General features: G+C 67.3%; 17 protein-coding genes. 7 read left to right on the top strand and 10 right to left on the bottom strand.

What is annotated here, in order from left to right:
- The first annotated feature begins 41 nt into the window (after window positions 1-41).
- Together bfr and Q8814_RS00080 are read left to right on the top strand one after the other, a co-directional pair.
- Window positions 42-518 (top strand): bacterioferritin, encoded by a 477-nt coding sequence (gene bfr / locus Q8814_RS00085; protein ID WP_330149953.1) that lies wholly within the window; start codon window positions 42-44, stop codon window positions 516-518.
- A 128-nt stretch (window positions 519-646) separates the two neighbouring features.
- Window positions 647-937: a GNAT family N-acetyltransferase gene (locus Q8814_RS00080; protein WP_330149952.1), complete on the top strand. Its 291-nt coding sequence runs from the start codon at window positions 647-649 to the stop codon at window positions 935-937.
- A gap of 45 nt (window positions 938-982) precedes the next feature.
- Here the strand turns inward: Q8814_RS00080 and dmpG are convergent, their stop codons facing one another.
- From dmpG to Q8814_RS00065, 3 genes are read right to left on the bottom strand one after another with little or no spacing between them, the layout of a single operon-like run.
- Window positions 983-2,047 (bottom strand): 4-hydroxy-2-oxovalerate aldolase, encoded by a 1,065-nt coding sequence (gene dmpG / locus Q8814_RS00075; protein ID WP_330149951.1) that lies wholly within the window; start codon window positions 2,045-2,047, stop codon window positions 983-985.
- Window positions 2,044-2,979 carry an acetaldehyde dehydrogenase (acetylating) gene (locus tag Q8814_RS00070; RefSeq protein ID WP_330149950.1) on the bottom strand — a complete coding sequence of 312 codons (936 nt, stop codon included), beginning with the start codon at window positions 2,977-2,979 and terminating at the stop codon, window positions 2,044-2,046. The genes dmpG and Q8814_RS00070 overlap by 4 nt, the downstream gene beginning before the upstream one ends.
- Complete coding sequence (locus tag Q8814_RS00065; RefSeq protein WP_330149949.1) at window positions 2,980-3,795, bottom strand: 2-keto-4-pentenoate hydratase; 816 nt, start codon at window positions 3,793-3,795, stop codon at window positions 2,980-2,982.
- Window positions 3,796-3,929: 134 nt separating this feature from the next.
- Here Q8814_RS00065 and Q8814_RS00060 point away from each other — a divergent pair, with 134 nt between their 5' ends.
- The gene (locus Q8814_RS00060) at window positions 3,930-4,448 is read left to right on the top strand and encodes a DnaJ family domain-containing protein (protein ID WP_330149948.1); all 519 of its coding nucleotides are present in this window, start codon (window positions 3,930-3,932) and stop codon (window positions 4,446-4,448) included.
- 57 nt (window positions 4,449-4,505) lie between these two features.
- Here Q8814_RS00060 and Q8814_RS00055 read toward each other — a convergent pair whose 3' ends face one another.
- Window positions 4,506-5,168 carry a CoA transferase subunit B gene (locus tag Q8814_RS00055; protein WP_330149947.1) on the bottom strand — a complete coding sequence of 221 codons (663 nt, stop codon included), beginning with the start codon at window positions 5,166-5,168 and terminating at the stop codon, window positions 4,506-4,508.
- Window positions 5,165-5,932 (bottom strand): CoA transferase subunit A, encoded by a 768-nt coding sequence (locus Q8814_RS00050; RefSeq protein ID WP_330149946.1) that lies wholly within the window; start codon window positions 5,930-5,932, stop codon window positions 5,165-5,167. Before Q8814_RS00050 ends, Q8814_RS00055 begins: the two co-directional genes overlap by 4 nt.
- Before the next feature lie 195 nt (window positions 5,933-6,127).
- On the opposite strand from Q8814_RS00050, the gene Q8814_RS00045 reads away from it, so the two are divergent.
- Window positions 6,128-6,901: an IclR family transcriptional regulator gene (locus Q8814_RS00045; protein ID WP_330149945.1), complete on the top strand. Its 774-nt coding sequence runs from the start codon at window positions 6,128-6,130 to the stop codon at window positions 6,899-6,901.
- Window positions 6,902-6,914: 13 nt separating this feature from the next.
- Here Q8814_RS00045 and Q8814_RS00040 read toward each other — a convergent pair whose 3' ends face one another.
- Genes Q8814_RS00040 through Q8814_RS00020 form a run of 5 tightly spaced genes read right to left on the bottom strand, consistent with a single transcriptional unit; the run spans window position 6,915 to window position 12,982 of the window.
- Window positions 6,915-7,736, bottom strand: a complete 822-nt coding sequence (locus tag Q8814_RS00040) for an HpcH/HpaI aldolase/citrate lyase family protein (protein ID WP_330149944.1) — start codon at window positions 7,734-7,736, stop codon at window positions 6,915-6,917.
- Window positions 7,733-8,218, bottom strand: coding sequence for a MaoC family dehydratase (locus tag Q8814_RS00035; RefSeq protein ID WP_330149943.1), 486 nt, complete (start codon window positions 8,216-8,218; stop codon window positions 7,733-7,735). The genes Q8814_RS00040 and Q8814_RS00035 overlap by 4 nt, the downstream gene beginning before the upstream one ends.
- A complete protein-coding gene (locus Q8814_RS00030; protein ID WP_330149942.1) occupies window positions 8,215-9,378 on the bottom strand; it encodes an acyl-CoA dehydrogenase family protein in 1,164 nt (387 codons plus the stop codon). Before Q8814_RS00030 ends, Q8814_RS00035 begins: the two co-directional genes overlap by 4 nt.
- The gene (locus Q8814_RS00025) at window positions 9,375-11,381 is read right to left on the bottom strand and encodes an acetyl/propionyl/methylcrotonyl-CoA carboxylase subunit alpha (protein WP_330149941.1); all 2,007 of its coding nucleotides are present in this window, start codon (window positions 11,379-11,381) and stop codon (window positions 9,375-9,377) included. Before Q8814_RS00025 ends, Q8814_RS00030 begins: the two co-directional genes overlap by 4 nt.
- 5 nt (window positions 11,382-11,386) lie before the next feature.
- A complete protein-coding gene (locus Q8814_RS00020; RefSeq protein ID WP_330149940.1) occupies window positions 11,387-12,982 on the bottom strand; it encodes a carboxyl transferase domain-containing protein in 1,596 nt (531 codons plus the stop codon).
- Window positions 12,983-13,102: 120 nt separating this feature from the next.
- On the opposite strand from Q8814_RS00020, the gene Q8814_RS00015 reads away from it, so the two are divergent.
- From Q8814_RS00015 to Q8814_RS00005, 3 genes are all read left to right on the top strand, one after another.
- Window positions 13,103-13,723 (top strand): SACE_7040 family transcriptional regulator, encoded by a 621-nt coding sequence (locus Q8814_RS00015; protein WP_330149939.1) that lies wholly within the window; start codon window positions 13,103-13,105, stop codon window positions 13,721-13,723.
- A 22-nt stretch (window positions 13,724-13,745) separates the two neighbouring features.
- Window positions 13,746-14,513, top strand: a complete 768-nt coding sequence (locus tag Q8814_RS00010; protein WP_330149938.1) for a thioesterase family protein — start codon at window positions 13,746-13,748, stop codon at window positions 14,511-14,513.
- A gap of 67 nt (window positions 14,514-14,580) precedes the next feature.
- Window positions 14,581-15,427 (top strand): AAA family ATPase (locus Q8814_RS00005; protein WP_330149937.1); only part of this gene is annotated, 847 nt, incomplete at its 3' end.

Below are 15,427 nucleotides of genomic sequence, written 5' to 3'. Positions count from 1 at the left end.
CTGCCCGGCGGTAAACCTGATGGTTCACCCCAGGAGGTGCCATGAAGGGCGACAAAAAGGTCATCGAGTTCCTGAACGAGCAGTTGACGGCAGAACTCACCGCGATCAACCAGTACTTCCTGCACTCGAAAATGCAGGAAGACCGCGGTTGGTCCAAACTCGCGTCGCATACACGCGCAGAATCGTTCGAAGAGATGCGCCACGCCGAGACACTCACCGACCGCATTCTCTACCTCGACGGATTACCCAACTATCAGCGACTGGGTTCGCTGCGCCTGGGACAGAGCGTCAAGGAAATGTTCGAGGCGGATCTGCAGGTGGAGATCGAGGCACGCGACCGGCTCCGCAAGGGATCGGAGTACATGCGCTCGGTCAGCGACATCACGTCGGCCAACATCTTCGAGAGCATCCTGGCCAACGAAGAGGAACACATCGACTACCTGGAAACCCAGCTCGGCTTGCTCGAGCAGCTGGGCGAACCGCTCTATATCGCGCAGCACATCTCGCCGCCGGAGTAATCCGACGCCGGGAACCCCTGCAAACCCGAGATAACGAGTACGGGCCGCGGCATCCGCCGCGGCCCGTATTCGTGTGCGCTGTATCTTCGACGTGCCCGATGATGTGCAACGGAGAGTGAGGGATAACCATGAGTGACTCGCCCGTGACCGTGGTTCACAACGCCGACAAGCAGCGATACGAACTCCGCGACGACGACGCCGTCATCGGTTACACCCAGTACCACCCCGACGGCGACACCCAGCTCGTGTTCGATCACACCGAGGTCGACGACGGCTACTCGGGGCAGGGCCTGGCCGGCAAGCTCGTCCGGTTCGCTCTCGACGACGTGCGCGAGCGTGGCAAGCGGGTCGTCGCGATCTGCCCGTACGTCGACAACTTCATCGGCAAGCATCCCGAATACCAGGACCTCACCGACTGAGACCCGCCCGATCCCGGTGTCCCCGATCCCGGTGTCACACGACCGTCAGTGACCCGCCCGGTTGCGGAGGTCGAGAGCGACGTCGGTGATCATGTCCTCCTGACCACCGACCAGCCCGCGGCGCCCGATCTCGACGAGAATCTCGCGGGTGTCGAGGCCGTAGATCTCCGCGGCGGTTTCGGCGTGCCGCAGGAAGCTCGAGTAGACACCGGCGTAGCCGAGGGTGAGGGTCTCGCGGTCGACCTGGACGGGCCGATCCTGCAGCGGTCGCACCAGATCGTCGGCGGCATCCTGCAGGCCGAACAGATCGCACGAGTGCTTCCAGCCGTGCAGATCGGCGACCGCGACGAACGGTTCGATCGGGCAGTTGCCCGCGCCGGCGCCCTGGCCCGCGAGCGACGCGTCGACGCGAATGACGCCTTCCTCGACGGCGACGACCGAGTTGGCGACGGACAGCGACAGGTTCTGATGCGCGTGGATACCGATCTGCGTGGTGTCCTTCAGAACGTCGCGGTAGGCGCGGACGCGGTCGCGGACCCCGTCCATCGTGAGCCGGCCGCCGGAGTCGGTGACGTAGACGCAGTCGGCGCCGTACGACTCCATCAGCTGCGCCTGACGCGCCAGCTCTTCCGCGGGGGCCATGTGCGACATCATGAGGAAGCCGGACACGTCCATGCCCAGTTCCTTCGCCGCGGCGATGTGCTGCGCGGAGACGTCGGCCTCGGTGCAGTGGGTGGCCACACGCACCGACCGCACACCGATCTCGTAGGCGCGCTTCAGTTCGTGGACCGTGCCGATTCCGGGGAGCAGCAGCGTCGTCAGGGTCGCCGAGTTGATCGCCGACGCGGCGGCCTCGAGCCATTCCCAGTCGGTGTTGCTACCCGGACCGTAGGTGAGGGAGTGACCGGTGAGCCCGTCGCCGTGCGAGACCTCGATGGCATCCACACCGGCGCGGTCCAAGGCGCCCGCGATGGCCGCGACATCGTCGGGGGTGATGCGGTGACGGATGGCGTGCATGCCGTCGCGCAGGGTCACGTCCTGGATGTAGAGGGCCGTGCCGTCGGTCGCGTATTCGCGCGATCCCGTTTCGCTCTTGGTTGTCTCGCTCATGCCGAAACCTGCTCCTTCTTGCGTGCCGCCACTGCCCGCGCGACCTGCAGCGCCGCGGACGTCATGATGTCGAGATTTCCTGCGTACTCGGGCAGGTAGTGTGCTGCGCCCTTGACCTCGAGGAAGACCGCGACCTTCCACATCGGACCGGTGTGGTCGGTCAGCGTCGTCATGGACTCGGTGACCGGGGTGAACTGGATCTGCTGCTTGAGCTTGTAGCCCGGCACGTACTTGGCGACCTTCGCGACCATCGCTTCGACCGATGCGACGATCTCGTCCTTGCGGTCCTCACCGACCAGCGTGAGCACGGTGTCGCGCATGATCATCGGCGGTTCGGCCGGGTTGAGGATGATGATCGCCTTGCCGCGGGTCGCGCCGCCGATCTTCTCGATGGCCTGCGAGGTGGTCTCGGTGAATTCGTCGATGTTCGCGCGGGTGCCGGGACCGGCCGACTTCGAGGAGATCGACGCGACGATCTCCGCCCAGTGCACCGGCGTCACCTGCGAGATGGCGGCGACGATCGGGATCGTCGCCTGACCACCACACGTGACCATGTTGACGTTGGGAGCGGCGAGGTGCTCTTCCAGATTCACCGGCGGCACCACGTACGGGCCGATCGCGGCCGGCGTGAGGTCGATGAGCATCTTGCCGTGCGGGCGCAGCATCTTCTCGTTGTATTCGTGCGCCTTGGCCGAGGTCGCGTCGAACACGATCTCGATCTCGTCGAAGCGGGGATGCTCGATCAGGCCCTCCACGCCGGTGGCGACGGCGTCGATGCCGAGGCGCTTCGCGCGGGCGAGACCGTCGGACTCGGGATCGATACCGACGAGGGCGATCGTCTCGAGTTCGGCGTCGGCCAATCTCTTGATCTTGATAAGCAGGTCGGTGCCGATATTGCCGGGCCCGATGATGGCAACCTTGGTCGTGGTCATCTAGTTCTCCTGTGCCGAAGTCGGTGAGGACGAGAAGGGGGCGATCACGGTGCCGAGTGTCGAGATCTCGGCACGGACGGTGACGCCGGGGGGTGCGGGCACCATGGGCCCGAGCGCACCGGACAGCACCACCTGTCCGGCGGTGAGCGGCTGTCCGAATTCCCGTGCGGTACGGGCGAGCCAGAGCAACGCGTTGAGGGGATCGCCGAGGCAGGCGGCGCCGTCGCCCTCCGAGACGAGCTCGTCGTCGACATACATCCGCATGGTCGCGTCGATCGGCTCGAAATCCGCGAGGGACACCCGATGCGAGCCGAGCACGTAGAGGCCGCTGGACGCGTTGTCCGCCACGGTGTCGGTGATCTTGATGTCCCATCCGGCCACGCGACTGTCGACGATCTCCAGGGCCGCGACCGCGTAGTCGACGGCCGCCCGGACCTTGTCGAGGTCGAGGTCGTCGTCGTCGAGGTCGGCGGAGAGCACGAACGCGATCTCGGCCTCCGCCTTGGGCTGGAGCAGACGGTCGCTGGGGACCTCGTCGAGTCCGCTGACGTCCATGTCGTCGAACAGCACCCCGAAGTCCGGGCGGTTCACGCCGAGTTGCTGCTGCACCGCGGGGGAGGTCAGGCCGATCTTGCGGCCCACGATGCGGGCGCCGCCGGCCAGCTTGTGTTCGGTCAGTTGCTGCTGCACCGCGTAGGCCAGGTCGATGTCGGTTTCACCGAGCAGGTCTCGCACCGGGGAGCAGGGCACTGCCGTGCGTGTGGCGTCGATGAGCCGCTCGGCGGCCGCGCTGAGAGTGTTCGGGATAGTGGTCATCAGGTCCTCGTCGATCGATGGGTAGCACCATCGTTACGGGACGAACCCCTCTTGCCTAGCGACTCGTTCCACTGAGTGGAATGGACGGCCGGTTACCGATTACGACACCCGCACGCGGTGGCATCCTGGAGGGCGTGACCGAGCGAAAGCGGCCGGACATCACCTTCGAGTCGTGGATCGAACGACAGATCCGCGTCGCACAGGAGCGCGGCGATCTCGACAACCTGCCCGGCTCCGGAAAACCGATCCCGAATCACGGAAACGACGAATTATGGTGGGTGAAGAGCTATCTTGCCCGTGAAGGTTTGTCGACCGAGGCGCTGCTCCCACCCGAACTGCAGTTGCGGCGGGAGATCGAGCGGCTACCCGACACCCTCGGCACCGTGACCTCCGAGCGGGCCGTGCGGGAGATCGTCGCCGATCTCAACCGCCGGGTGGCGGAGTGCCTGCGCCTGCCGGGCCGGCTACCCGTTCCGGTCCACAAGATGGACGCCGACGCGGTGGTCGAGACGTGGAAGGCATCGCGGGAGAAGCGGCGCGACGATGCACGCCGGGCGTTGCGCGCATCGCAGCAGACAGCGGCGGGCCGGACCGTCGAAAGTGTGCGCCCGGCACGGAAACGGCCGCTGTTCCGGTGGTTCCGGGCCGGATAGCCGCGCCGGAACCACCGGCAGTGTTGTACGAGCGGCGGTGTTATCCGAAGTCGACGCTCACGCGAGGTCGACGGTGAGGACAGCGCCGGTCGCGGCGATCACCTGTTCTTCGGTGACGCCGGGAGCGAGCTCGCGCAGGACCAACCCGGTGTCGGCGACATCGACGACCGCGAGGTTCGTGATGATCCGCTGCACCACGCCTTCCCCCGTGAGCGGCAACGAACACTCCGACACGATCTTCGGGTTACCCGACTTGTCGGTGTGCTCCATCAACACGATCACCTTGCGGGCACCGTGCACGAGATCCATCGCACCACCCATGCCCTTGACCATCTTGCCGGGCACCATCCAGTTCGCGAGGTCGCCGGTGGCCGAAACCTCCATGCCGCCCAGCACTGCGGTATCGATATGGCCACCGCGGATCATCCCGAACGACAACGCCGAATCGAAGAAGGCCGCACCGGAATTGACCGTCACGGTTTCCTTGCCCGCATTGATCAGGTCCGGATCGATCTCGTCCTCGGTCGGATACCGGCCCGTACCCAAGATGCCGTTCTCCGAGTGCAGGGTCACCCGCACACCCTCGGCCAGATAGTTCGGAATCAACGTCGGCAACCCGATACCCAGATTCACATACTCACCCGGCGACAACTCCTGCGCCGCGCGAGCCGCCATCTGCGTACGCGACCAGCCCATCGTCTCGGTCACTGTTGCAGTCATCCTCGGGCCTCCTTGCCGGCGCTGACGGTGCGCTTCTCGATCTGCTTGTCCTGCCCACCCGTATGCACGATCCGGTTCACGAAAATCCCCGGAAGATGCACCTGCGCCGGATCGATCTCACCCGGCTCCACCAGCTGCTCGACCTGCGCGATGCAGATCTTGCCCGCCATCGCCGCGAGCGGATTGAAGTTCATCGCAGCCTTGTTGAACACCAGGTTGCCCTCGGTGTCGCCCATGACCGCGTGGACCAGTGAGAAGTCCGCGCTGATGGACTCCTCGAGCACATACTTCTTGCCGCGGAACTCGCGGACCTCCTTCGGTGGCGACGCCACCGCTACCGCACCGTGTTCGTCGTAGCGCCACGGCAACCCGCCCTGCGAGATCGGTGTCCCCACCCCGGCCGGGGTGAAGAACGCCGGGATTCCCGCGCCACCGGCGCGCAACTTCTCCGCCAACGTTCCCTGCGGGGTCAGCTCCACCTCGAGCTCGCCGGACAGGTACTGGCGGGCGAATTCCTTGTTCTCACCCACATACGACGCGGTGACCCGGCTGATCCGGCCGTTGCCGAGCAGGATTCCGAGGCCGTGGCCGTCGACACCGCAGTTGTTGGAGAACACCTCGAGGCCCGTGACACCGGACCGGGCGAGCGCCTGGATGAGAATGTCGGGGATGCCGCACAGGCCGAAGCCGCCGACCGCGAGAGACGCGCCGTCCGTCACGTCCGCGACGGCCTCCGCCGCAGATCCGAATACCTTCGTTGCCAATACACACCTCTCGGTTCTGGGAGTCACGCAGACCCGCCGCCGGATACGTCCACTCAGTGAACGCCAATTTTCACTGCCTACCAATAAAGTTGTCGCAGCTCATCGATGCAAGTGATTGGGTAAACCCCGTCGAAATTGCTCGCTGTCCGAACACGGCCGTGCAATCCGTTCATCCAGTGAACGTAGGATGGGGGCGTGATCTCACGCGCGCAGGGACAGTTGGTCGGCAGGGTGAGCGCACTGCTGCGGACGATTTCGTCGTACGAGCCGGACGGCGCCTCCACGTCCGACCTCGCACGCGCCACCGATCTGGCCCGTCCCACCGTCCACCGTCTGCTCTCCTCGCTCGCCGACGAGGGACTGGTCGATCGGGATCCGAAGTCCGGCCGGTGGGCGCTCGGACCCGAGCTGTATCTGCTGGGTTCGGTGGCGGCCACCCGATACGACATCACGGATCTCGCCGGAGAGGTGCTTCGGGATCTGGCCCGGGAAACCGGCGAGAGCGCCTTCCTGTCCGCACGTCGCGGTGACGAAACAGTATGCCTGGCAAGCGAAGAAGGAAGCTTCCCGTTGCGCTCGCACGTGCTGCACATCGGGATCCGGTTTCCGCTCGGCGTCGCGTCGGCGGGGCTGGCGATCCTGGCCCACATGTCCGACCACGACATCGACGAGTATCTGTCCCGGGTCGACCTGACCGCCGAGTGGGGCGCCGACCACTCCCGCGCGGCGATCGAGGAACGGATCGCCGCGACACGCCTGGCCGGATTCTCCGTCAATCCCGCACTCATCGTCGAGGGCAGCTGGGGCATGGGTGCTGCCGTCTTCGACCATCGGGGTGCCCCGACGTGGGCGCTGAGCATCACCGGCGTGGAAAGTCGCTTCCGCGCCGAGCGTCTGCCCGACGTCGGGGCACTGCTGCTGAGCCGGGCGCACCGGCTCACTCAGCTACTGCGTCACCGCGCGCGGTGACGACCCCGGACGGTCAGGATTTCGCGCCGGCCTCGGCGCGCTGGAGCACCCGCTCGGCGTGGCGCAGCACCGGGGCGTCGACCATCTTGCCCTCGAAATCGAACACGCCCCGCTCCCGGCCGGCAGCCTCGAGCACGCGTCGCGCCCAATCCTCTTCCTCCGGAGTCGGTGCGTAGGCGCGGCGGATCACCTCGATCTGACCCGGATGGATCGAGACCTTGATGTCGAACCCGACAGCGACGGCGTCGAGCGCCTCCTCGTACAGCCCGTCGGTGTCCTTGATGTCGAGGTACACCGAATCGAGCGCCCACCGCGCGTGGCCCTTCGCCGCGAGCAGCGACACCGAGCGGGCATGCTGGGCCACCGCCCGGTAGGTGCCGTCGGCGCGCCGGCTGGAGTTTCCGCCCAGGCCGGCGACGAGGTCCTCCGCGCCCCACATCACTCCGATGGTGTTGTCCGCCTTGGCGATCTCCTCGACGGCCAGCACACCCAACGGCGATTCGATGAGCGCGACGACCTCGAGGAACTCGAGCGACCGCACCTCCTCGGCACTCTCGCACTTGGGCAGCATCACCCTCGTGTAGGCGGTGCGGCGCAGCGCGTCGAGGTCCGGACCGTGATCGGCGGTGCCGACCGGGTTGATCCGCACCACGGTGCGCTCGGGATCGAGCGGCGTGGCGACCAGTGCCTCACGCGCGGCCTGCTTGTCACCGGCCGAAACCGCGTCCTCGAGATCGAGGATCACGACATCGGCACGCGCGGCGGCCTTCTCGTAGCGATCGGGGCGATCGGCCGGGCAGAACAACCATGCCGGGCCGGGCAGTTCCCAGGTCATGCCGGCCTCTTCTGGACGAGGGTCTTGCGGACCGCGACGCCGACGACGTCGCCGTGCTGGTTGCGTCCGGTGTGTTCGAGCGTGACGATGCCTTCACCCGGCCGGCTCTTCGATTCGCGCTTGTCGACGATCTTCGTCTCCACGTACAGGGTGTCGCCGTGGAACAGCGGCTTCGGGAACGACACCTCGGAGAAGCCGAGATTCGCGACGATCGTGCCCTGGGTGAGCTGCGCGACCGACAACCCGATCATGGTGGAGAGCGTGAACATCGAGTTCACCAGGCGCTCACCGAAACTCGTACCCTCCGCGTATGCGGCGTCGAGGTGCAGGGCCTGGGTGTTCATCGTCTGGGTGGTGAACAGGACGTTGTCGGCCTCGGTGATGGTGCGTCCGGGCCGGTGTTCGTACACGGCGCCGAGCTCGAATTCTTCGAACCACAGGCCGCGCTGGACGATGCGCTTTTCGGTGCCGGCGTCGGTCACAGCCCGAGCTCCCGTCCGACGAGCATGAGCTGCACCTCGGTGGTGCCCTCGCCGATCTCGAGGATCTTGCTGTCGCGGTAGTGGCGCGCGACGGCGTACTCGTTCATGAAGCCGTACCCGCCGTGGATCTGCGTGGCGTCGCGCGCGTTGTCCATCGCCGCCTCGGAGGCGATGAGCTTCGCGATCGCGGCCTGCTTCTTGAACGGCTTGCCGGCGAGCATCGCGGCCGCCGCGTCGTAGTACGCGGTGCGTGCGGTGTGGGCGCGCGCTTCCATCCGGGCGATCTTGAATGCGATGGCCTGGTTGTTGCCGATCGCGGTGCCGAACGCCTCGCGCTCCTTGGCGTACTTGACTGACTCGTCGACGCAGCCCTGTGCGGCACCGGTCGAGAGGGCGGCGATCGCGATGCGGCCCTCGTCGAGGATGCGCAGGAAGTTCGCGTAACCACGACCGCGCTCGCCGAGCAGGTTCTCCTCCGGCACCCGCACATCGGCGAATGTCAGGGGATGGGTGTCCGAGGCATTCCAGCCGACCTTGTTGTAGGCGGGCTCGGCGGTGAAACCGGGGGTGGACGTCGGCACGAGGATCGTCGAGATCTCCTTCTTGCCGTTGTCCTTGACGCCGGTGACGGCGGTGACGGTGACCAGGGAGGTGATGTCGGTGCCGGAGTTGGTGATGAACTGCTTGTTGCCGTTGATCACCCACTGGCCGTCTTCGAGTTTCGCGGTGGTCTTGGTGCCGCCCGCGTCGCTGCCGGCGCCGGGCTCGGTCAGACCGAACGCGGCGAGGTTGCGGCCACTGGTGAGCTGCGGCAGCCACTCCTGCTTCTGCTCCTCGGTACCGAAGCGGTAGACCGGCATCGCACCGAGCGACACACCCGCCTCGAGGGTGATCGCGACGGACTGGTCGACCTTGCCGAGTTCCTCGAGCGCGAGGCACAGCGCGAAGTAGTCGCCGCCCATGCCGCCGAACTCCTCGGGGAACGGCAGACCGAACAGGCCCATCTCGGCCATACCCGCGACCACTTCGTACGGGAACGAGTGCTCGGCGTCGTGCTTCGCGGCGACCGGTGCGACGACGGTGCGCGCGAAATCGGCGACCGTCTTCCGGAGCTGTTCGTATTCGTCGGGGAGTTGGCCGGTGGCCAGGTAATCGGTCATGCCACTTCTTCCTTCGTGTCGGTGTGAGGGGCGATCCGTGCGAGGAGCTGATCGACCTTGACCTGTTCGCCTGCAGCCGCGAAGAGTTCGACGGTGCCGTCGATCGGGGCGGTGAGTGCGTGTTCCATCTTCATCGCCTCGACGACGACGATCGTCTGACCGGCGGTCACCGCGGTACCCGGTTCGACGGGCACGGCGATGACGGCACCCGGCATCGGGCTGGTGATGTCGGCGTCGCCGGTGTGCGCGTCGTCGCCGCGGACACTGGCCTCGCGAAGCTCGCGGACCGAGACGGTGGAGTGACCGTCCGAGAGCCAGACCGCGCCGTCGACCTGAGCGACCCGGTAGGCGATGCGCCGACCGTCGAGCACCACTGCGAGGGTCGAGCCGTCGAGCGTGACGGACAACGTGTGCGCGGGGCCGTCCTCGACGCTGGCGGTCGCGGCGCCGGGATTACCCGAAAGATGCACGTGCGCAGTGCGCGAGCCGGACGTCAGCCGGGTGGTGACGGGAAGCGCAGCGCCCACGCGCCAGCCGTCGGCAACGTCCCACGGATCGGACGCGGCCGTCGGCCAGTGCTCGAGCCAGTGCAGGGCAGCCGCGGCGACGAGCGCGCTGTCGGAGGTTTCGGCGGCGGCGTAGTCGTCGAGCCGGCGATCGAGCAGCCCCGTGTCGAGGGCACCGGCGATCACCTGGTCGTCGGCGAGCAGGAACCGCGCGAATTCGATGTTGGTGACCACGCCGAGCACGGCGGTGCCGGCGAGTGCGCGATCGAGCCGGCGCAGCGCACCGGCACGGTCGTCGGCGTGCGCGATGACCTTGGCGAGCATCGGGTCGTAGTCGCTGCCGACCACGGTCCCCGGCCGCAGCCCCGAATCGATCCGGATGCCTTCGCCGCGCGGCTCGACCACATCGGCGACGGTGCCGCCCGTGGGCAGGAACCCGCGACCGGGATCCTCGGCGTAGACGCGAGCCTCGATGGCGTGGCCGGTGAGGGTGATGTCGTCCTGGGTGAAGGCGAGCGGTTCGCCGGCGGCGATGCGCACCTGCCACTCGACGAGGTCGAGACCGGTCACCATCTCGGTGACGGGATGTTCGACCTGCAACCGGGTGTTCATCTCCATGAAGAAGAACTCGTCGGGTGCATCGGCCGAGACGATGAATTCCACTGTGCCGGCACCGGTGTAGTCGACACTGCGTGCGGTGTTGCAGGCCGCTTCGCCGATGCGGGCGCGGGTGGCCGGGTCGAGCAGCGGCGACGGCGCTTCCTCGATGACCTTCTGGTGCCGGCGCTGCAGGCTGCATTCACGCTCGCCGAGATGTACGACGTTGCCGTGCGTGTCGGCGAGGATCTGCACCTCGATGTGCCGGGGCCGCAGCACGAACCGCTCGAGGAACAGGGTGTCGTCACCGAATGCGGAGGCTGCTTCGCGTCGCGCGGAAGCCAGCGCGGCGGGAAGATCGACCGGGTCGGTGACCAGGCGCATGCCCTTGCCACCGCCACCGGCGGACGGCTTGACCAGGACGGGGTAGCCCACCTCGTCGGCGCCGGCGATCAGGTCGGCGTCGGTCAGGCCGGGCCGGGAGATGCCGGGGACGACGGGCACGTCGAACGCCGACACGGCAGCCTTCGCGGTGATCTTGTCACCCATCGTCTCGATGGCGTGTGCCGACGGTCCGAGGAACGCGATGCCCTCGGTGGCACATGCGGCGGCGAATGCCGAGTTCTCCGAGAGGAATCCGTAACCGGGGTGGATGGCCTGGGCGCCGCTGGTGACGGCGGCGGCGATGACCTTGTCGATCGCCAGGTAGCTCTCGCGCGCCGAGGCCGGGCCGAGCCGGACGGCGGTGTCGGCTTCGCGCACATGGCGTGCGTCGGCGTCGGCGTCGCTGAACACGGCCACCGAGCGGATTCCCATGTCGCGCAGGGTCCGGATGACGCGCACCGCGATCTCGCCGCGGTTGGCAACCAGTACCGTATCGATCCGATTCGTATCAGTCATCTCGCTCACATCCGGAAGACGCCGTAGGAGACGGGCTCGAGCGGCGCGTTGGCGCACACCGAAAGGGCCAGTCCGAGAACTTTTCTGGTGTCGGCGGGATCGATGATCCCGTCGTCCCACAACCGGGCGCTCGAGTAGTAGGGGTTGCCCTGGCTCTCGTACCGGTCGCGGATCGGGGCCTTGAACGACTCCTCGTCCTCCGGCGTCCACGGGTTGCCCGCGGCATCGAGCTGGTCGGAACGCACGGTCGCGAGTACCGAGGCGGCCTGTTCGCCGCCCATCACCGAGATGCGCGCGTTGGGCCACATCCACAGGAAACGCGGCGAGTACGCCCGGCCGCACATCGAGTAGTTGCCGGCGCCGTAGGAGCCGCCGATGACCACGGTCAGCTTCGGCACCCGGGCACACGCGACCGCGGTGACCATCTTCGCGCCGTGCTTGGCGATGCCACCGGCCTCGTAGTCGCGACCGACCATGAAGCCGGAGATGTTCTGCAGGAACAGCAGCGGGATCGACCGCTTGTCGCACAGCTCGATGAAATGTGCTCCCTTGACGGCGGATTCGCCGAAGAGCACACCGTTGTTGGCGACGATGCCGACCGGGTGACCGTGGATGCGGGCGAACCCGGTGACGAGCGTCTTGCCGTACTCGGCCTTGAACTCGTGGAAGCTGTCTCCGTCGACGACCCGCGAAATGACCTCGCGCACGTCGTACGGGGTGCGCGAATCGGTGGGCACCACGTCGTACAACTCGGCGGGGTCGGCCTCGGGCTCGACCGCGGGAGCGACGTCCCAGGGGCGCGGGGTGCGCGGGCCGAAGGTGGAGACGATATCGCGAACCTTGCTCAGCGCGTCGCGGTCGTCCTCGGCGAGATGATCGGTGACACCGGAGACCTTCGAATGCAGGTCGCCGCCACCGAGTTCCTCGGCCGTGACGACCTCGCCGGTCGCGGCCTTCACCAGCGGCGGGCCACCGAGGAAGATGGTGCCCTGGTTGCGGACGATGACGGCCTCGTCGCTCATCGCCGGCACGTAGGCGCCACCGGCGGTGCACGAACCGAGCACGGCCGCGATCTGCGGGATGCCCTTGGCGCTCATCGTCGCCTGGTTGTAGAAGATGCGGCCGAAATGCTCGCGGTCGGGGAACACCTCGTCCTGCCGGGGCAGGAACGCGCCGCCCGAGTCGACGAGATAGATGCACGGCAGGTTGTTCTGCAGCGCCACTTCCTGAGCACGCAGGTGCTTCTTGACCGTGATCGGGTAGTAGGTACCGCCCTTGACGGTCGCGTCGTTGGCGACGATCACGCACTCGCGCCCGGCCACCCGGCCGATTCCGGTGATGATCCCGGCGCCGGGGCACTCGTCGTCGTACATGCCGTTCGCTGCCAGCGGGGACAGCTCGAGAAACGGGCTGCCCGTGTCGAGAAGTTCGTCGACCCGGTCGCGGGGAAGCAGTTTTCCGCGCGAGACGTGCCGTTCGCGAGACTTTTCGCTGCCGCCGAGCGCTGCTGCGGCAAGCCTGTCGCGGAGCTCTCCGACCAGCTGTTCGTGCTGGTCGCGGCTGGTTGTCGAGATCGCGTGAGCGGTTGTCACGGACACCATCCTCGGTTGATTGACCTAATCGTCATTAACTGAAAAGCTAGGTTAGTTATCATTAACCGAGTTGTCCAGACCCTTGGTCGACCGTGTTGTCCAGTGTTCCCGCCGAGTGGAGTTTCGAGAATGAACGAGGCCGTTGAAGTAGCAGCGCCCCCCACACCGCGCTCCCTCGCCAAGGCCGAGCGCCGACAGCAACTGCTGCGGGCCGCCGCGCGCCTGATCGCCGAACGCGGCTTCACCGGCGTGCGACTCGAGGATCTCGGCGCCGCCGTGGGCATCAGCGGCCCCGCCGTCTACCGTCACTTCTCCAACAAGGACGCACTGCTGGTGGAGATCCTCGTCGACATCAGCCGTCGCCTGCTCTCCGGTGGTACCGCCGTCGTCGAGGGCACCGCGGACCCCCGCGCCGCCCTCGAAGGTCTTGTCGACTTCCACCTCGACTTCGCGCTCGGAGAACCCGACCTCATCCGCGTCCAGGACCGCGAACTGCACTCCCTGCCCGACGACGCCCGCCGCGAAGTGCGGCTCACGCAGCGCCGCTACGTCGAGATCTGGGTCGGCGTCCTGCGCCGGATCACACCCAGCCTGCCGGAATCCGACGCGCGCACCATGGCCCACGCCACCTTCGGTCTCATCAACTCGACCCCGCACAGCGCCGATCCCAGGTCGCCCCAGGCCACCCGGGCGGTCCTGCGCCGGATGGTGCTGTCGGCCCTTACAGACGGCGCCGAAGCGTTCGCCTGATCTCTACCCGAGGAGAACAACCGTGTCCTACTTCGAACGAATCGACTCGACCTCGTTCCGCTCCACCCCGCACGTCGGGGGCGCATGGAAGACCGACGAACAGCACATCGCCCCTGCCCTCGGGCTGCTCGCGCACGTCGTCGAATGCGACCGCGACGCCCGCCGCGACGACGGCCTGGTGATCGGCCGGCTCTCGTACGACATCCTCGGCACCGTCCCCATCGACGTGGTCGACACCAGCGTGACCGTGTTGCGGCCCGGCCGCACCATCGAACTCGTCGAGGCCGTGCTCGAATACGACGGTCGCGCCGTCGTCCGGTTGCGCGCATGGCTCATGCAGCCGCGCCCCACCACCGAACTCGTGGCGACCGCGCATCCCCCGATCGCGTCGCCCGAGGACATGGAGCCGTGGGATGCCTCGACGGTGTGGCCCGGCGGCTTCATCGCCTCCACCGAGGTTCGCCGGGCCCAGGCCGCGCCCGGCCGGGCAGCGTTCTGGGTTCGCACACCGATCCCGCTCGTCGACGAGAAGGTCAGCGGTTTCGCCGGTGCCGCGGGTCTTCTCGACATCGCCAACGGCATGACCGTGCGCGCCGACCCGAAGCAGGTCGCGTTCCCCAACCTCGATCTCACCGCCCACCTGTTCACGGAACCGCGCGGCGAGTGGATCGGGTTCGACACCACCGTGTCGTTCGGGCCCGACGGGCTCGGCCTGACCAGCAGCGTCCTGCACGACCTCGACGGCCCGATCGGAACGATGTCGCAGATCCTCACCGTGCGCCCCAACTGACCTGCGGTAACGCGCGTTTCCCGGAAGAATCGGGCAGGCGCGGGCAGGGCTGACCTAGGCTCACGGCATGGTTGGTGCGGTGAAGTCCCCCGAGGAGTTGACGCGGGCCCTGGAGGCGACCGGGTACCTCGCCGACGACGGCTTGTCGATGGTGGCGTTCCTGGCGCTGCGCATGGGCCGGCCGTTGTTCTGCGAAGGCGAACCCGGCACCGGCAAGACGTCGCTCGCGGCGGCGCTGGCCGAAGCCCTGCAGTTGCCGCTGATCCGGCTGCAGTGCCACGAGGGGATCGACGCCTCCCAGGCCCTGTACGACTGGGACTTCCCCCGGCAGCTGCTGCACCTGCGGACCCTCGAGGCCGCGAGCAGCGGGGGACTCGACGCCGACACCGCCGAACGGTCCCTCTACACCGAGCGGTTCCTGCTCACCCGACCGCTGCTGCAGGCCCTCACCGACGCGCCGTGTGTGTTACTCGTCGACGAAATCGACCGTGCCGACGACGAATTCGAAGCGTTCCTGCTGCAGATCCTCGACGAAAACGCGGTGACCATCCCCGAACTCGGCGAGATCCGCGCGACCACCCCGCCGCTCGTCGTCCTCACCTCCAACCGCACCCGCGAGGTCCACGACGCGCTCAAACGCCGCTGCCTGTACCACTGGGTCGAGCACCCCGGACTCGAACGCGAGGTCGCCATCCTGCGCCGACGCCTGCCCGGTATCGATGCCGGCCTCGCCGAGCAGGTCGCCCGGGCGGTACACGCCCTGCGCGAGAGCGAACTGCTCAAGCCGCCCGGCGTCGCCGAGTCGCTCGACTGGGCCCGCGCGCTGCTCGAACTGGACCGCACCGTGCTCGACGCGGCCACCGCTGCCGCGACACTGGGCGCGGTCCTGAAATACCGTGAAGACCTCGAACGGG

Origin of the sequence: Rhodococcus chondri, from assembly GCF_036327435.1 — a bacterium.
GTDB lineage: Bacteria > Actinomycetota > Actinomycetes > Mycobacteriales > Mycobacteriaceae > Rhodococcus > Rhodococcus chondri.
This window is presented reverse-complemented; position numbering and strand designations above follow the sequence as displayed.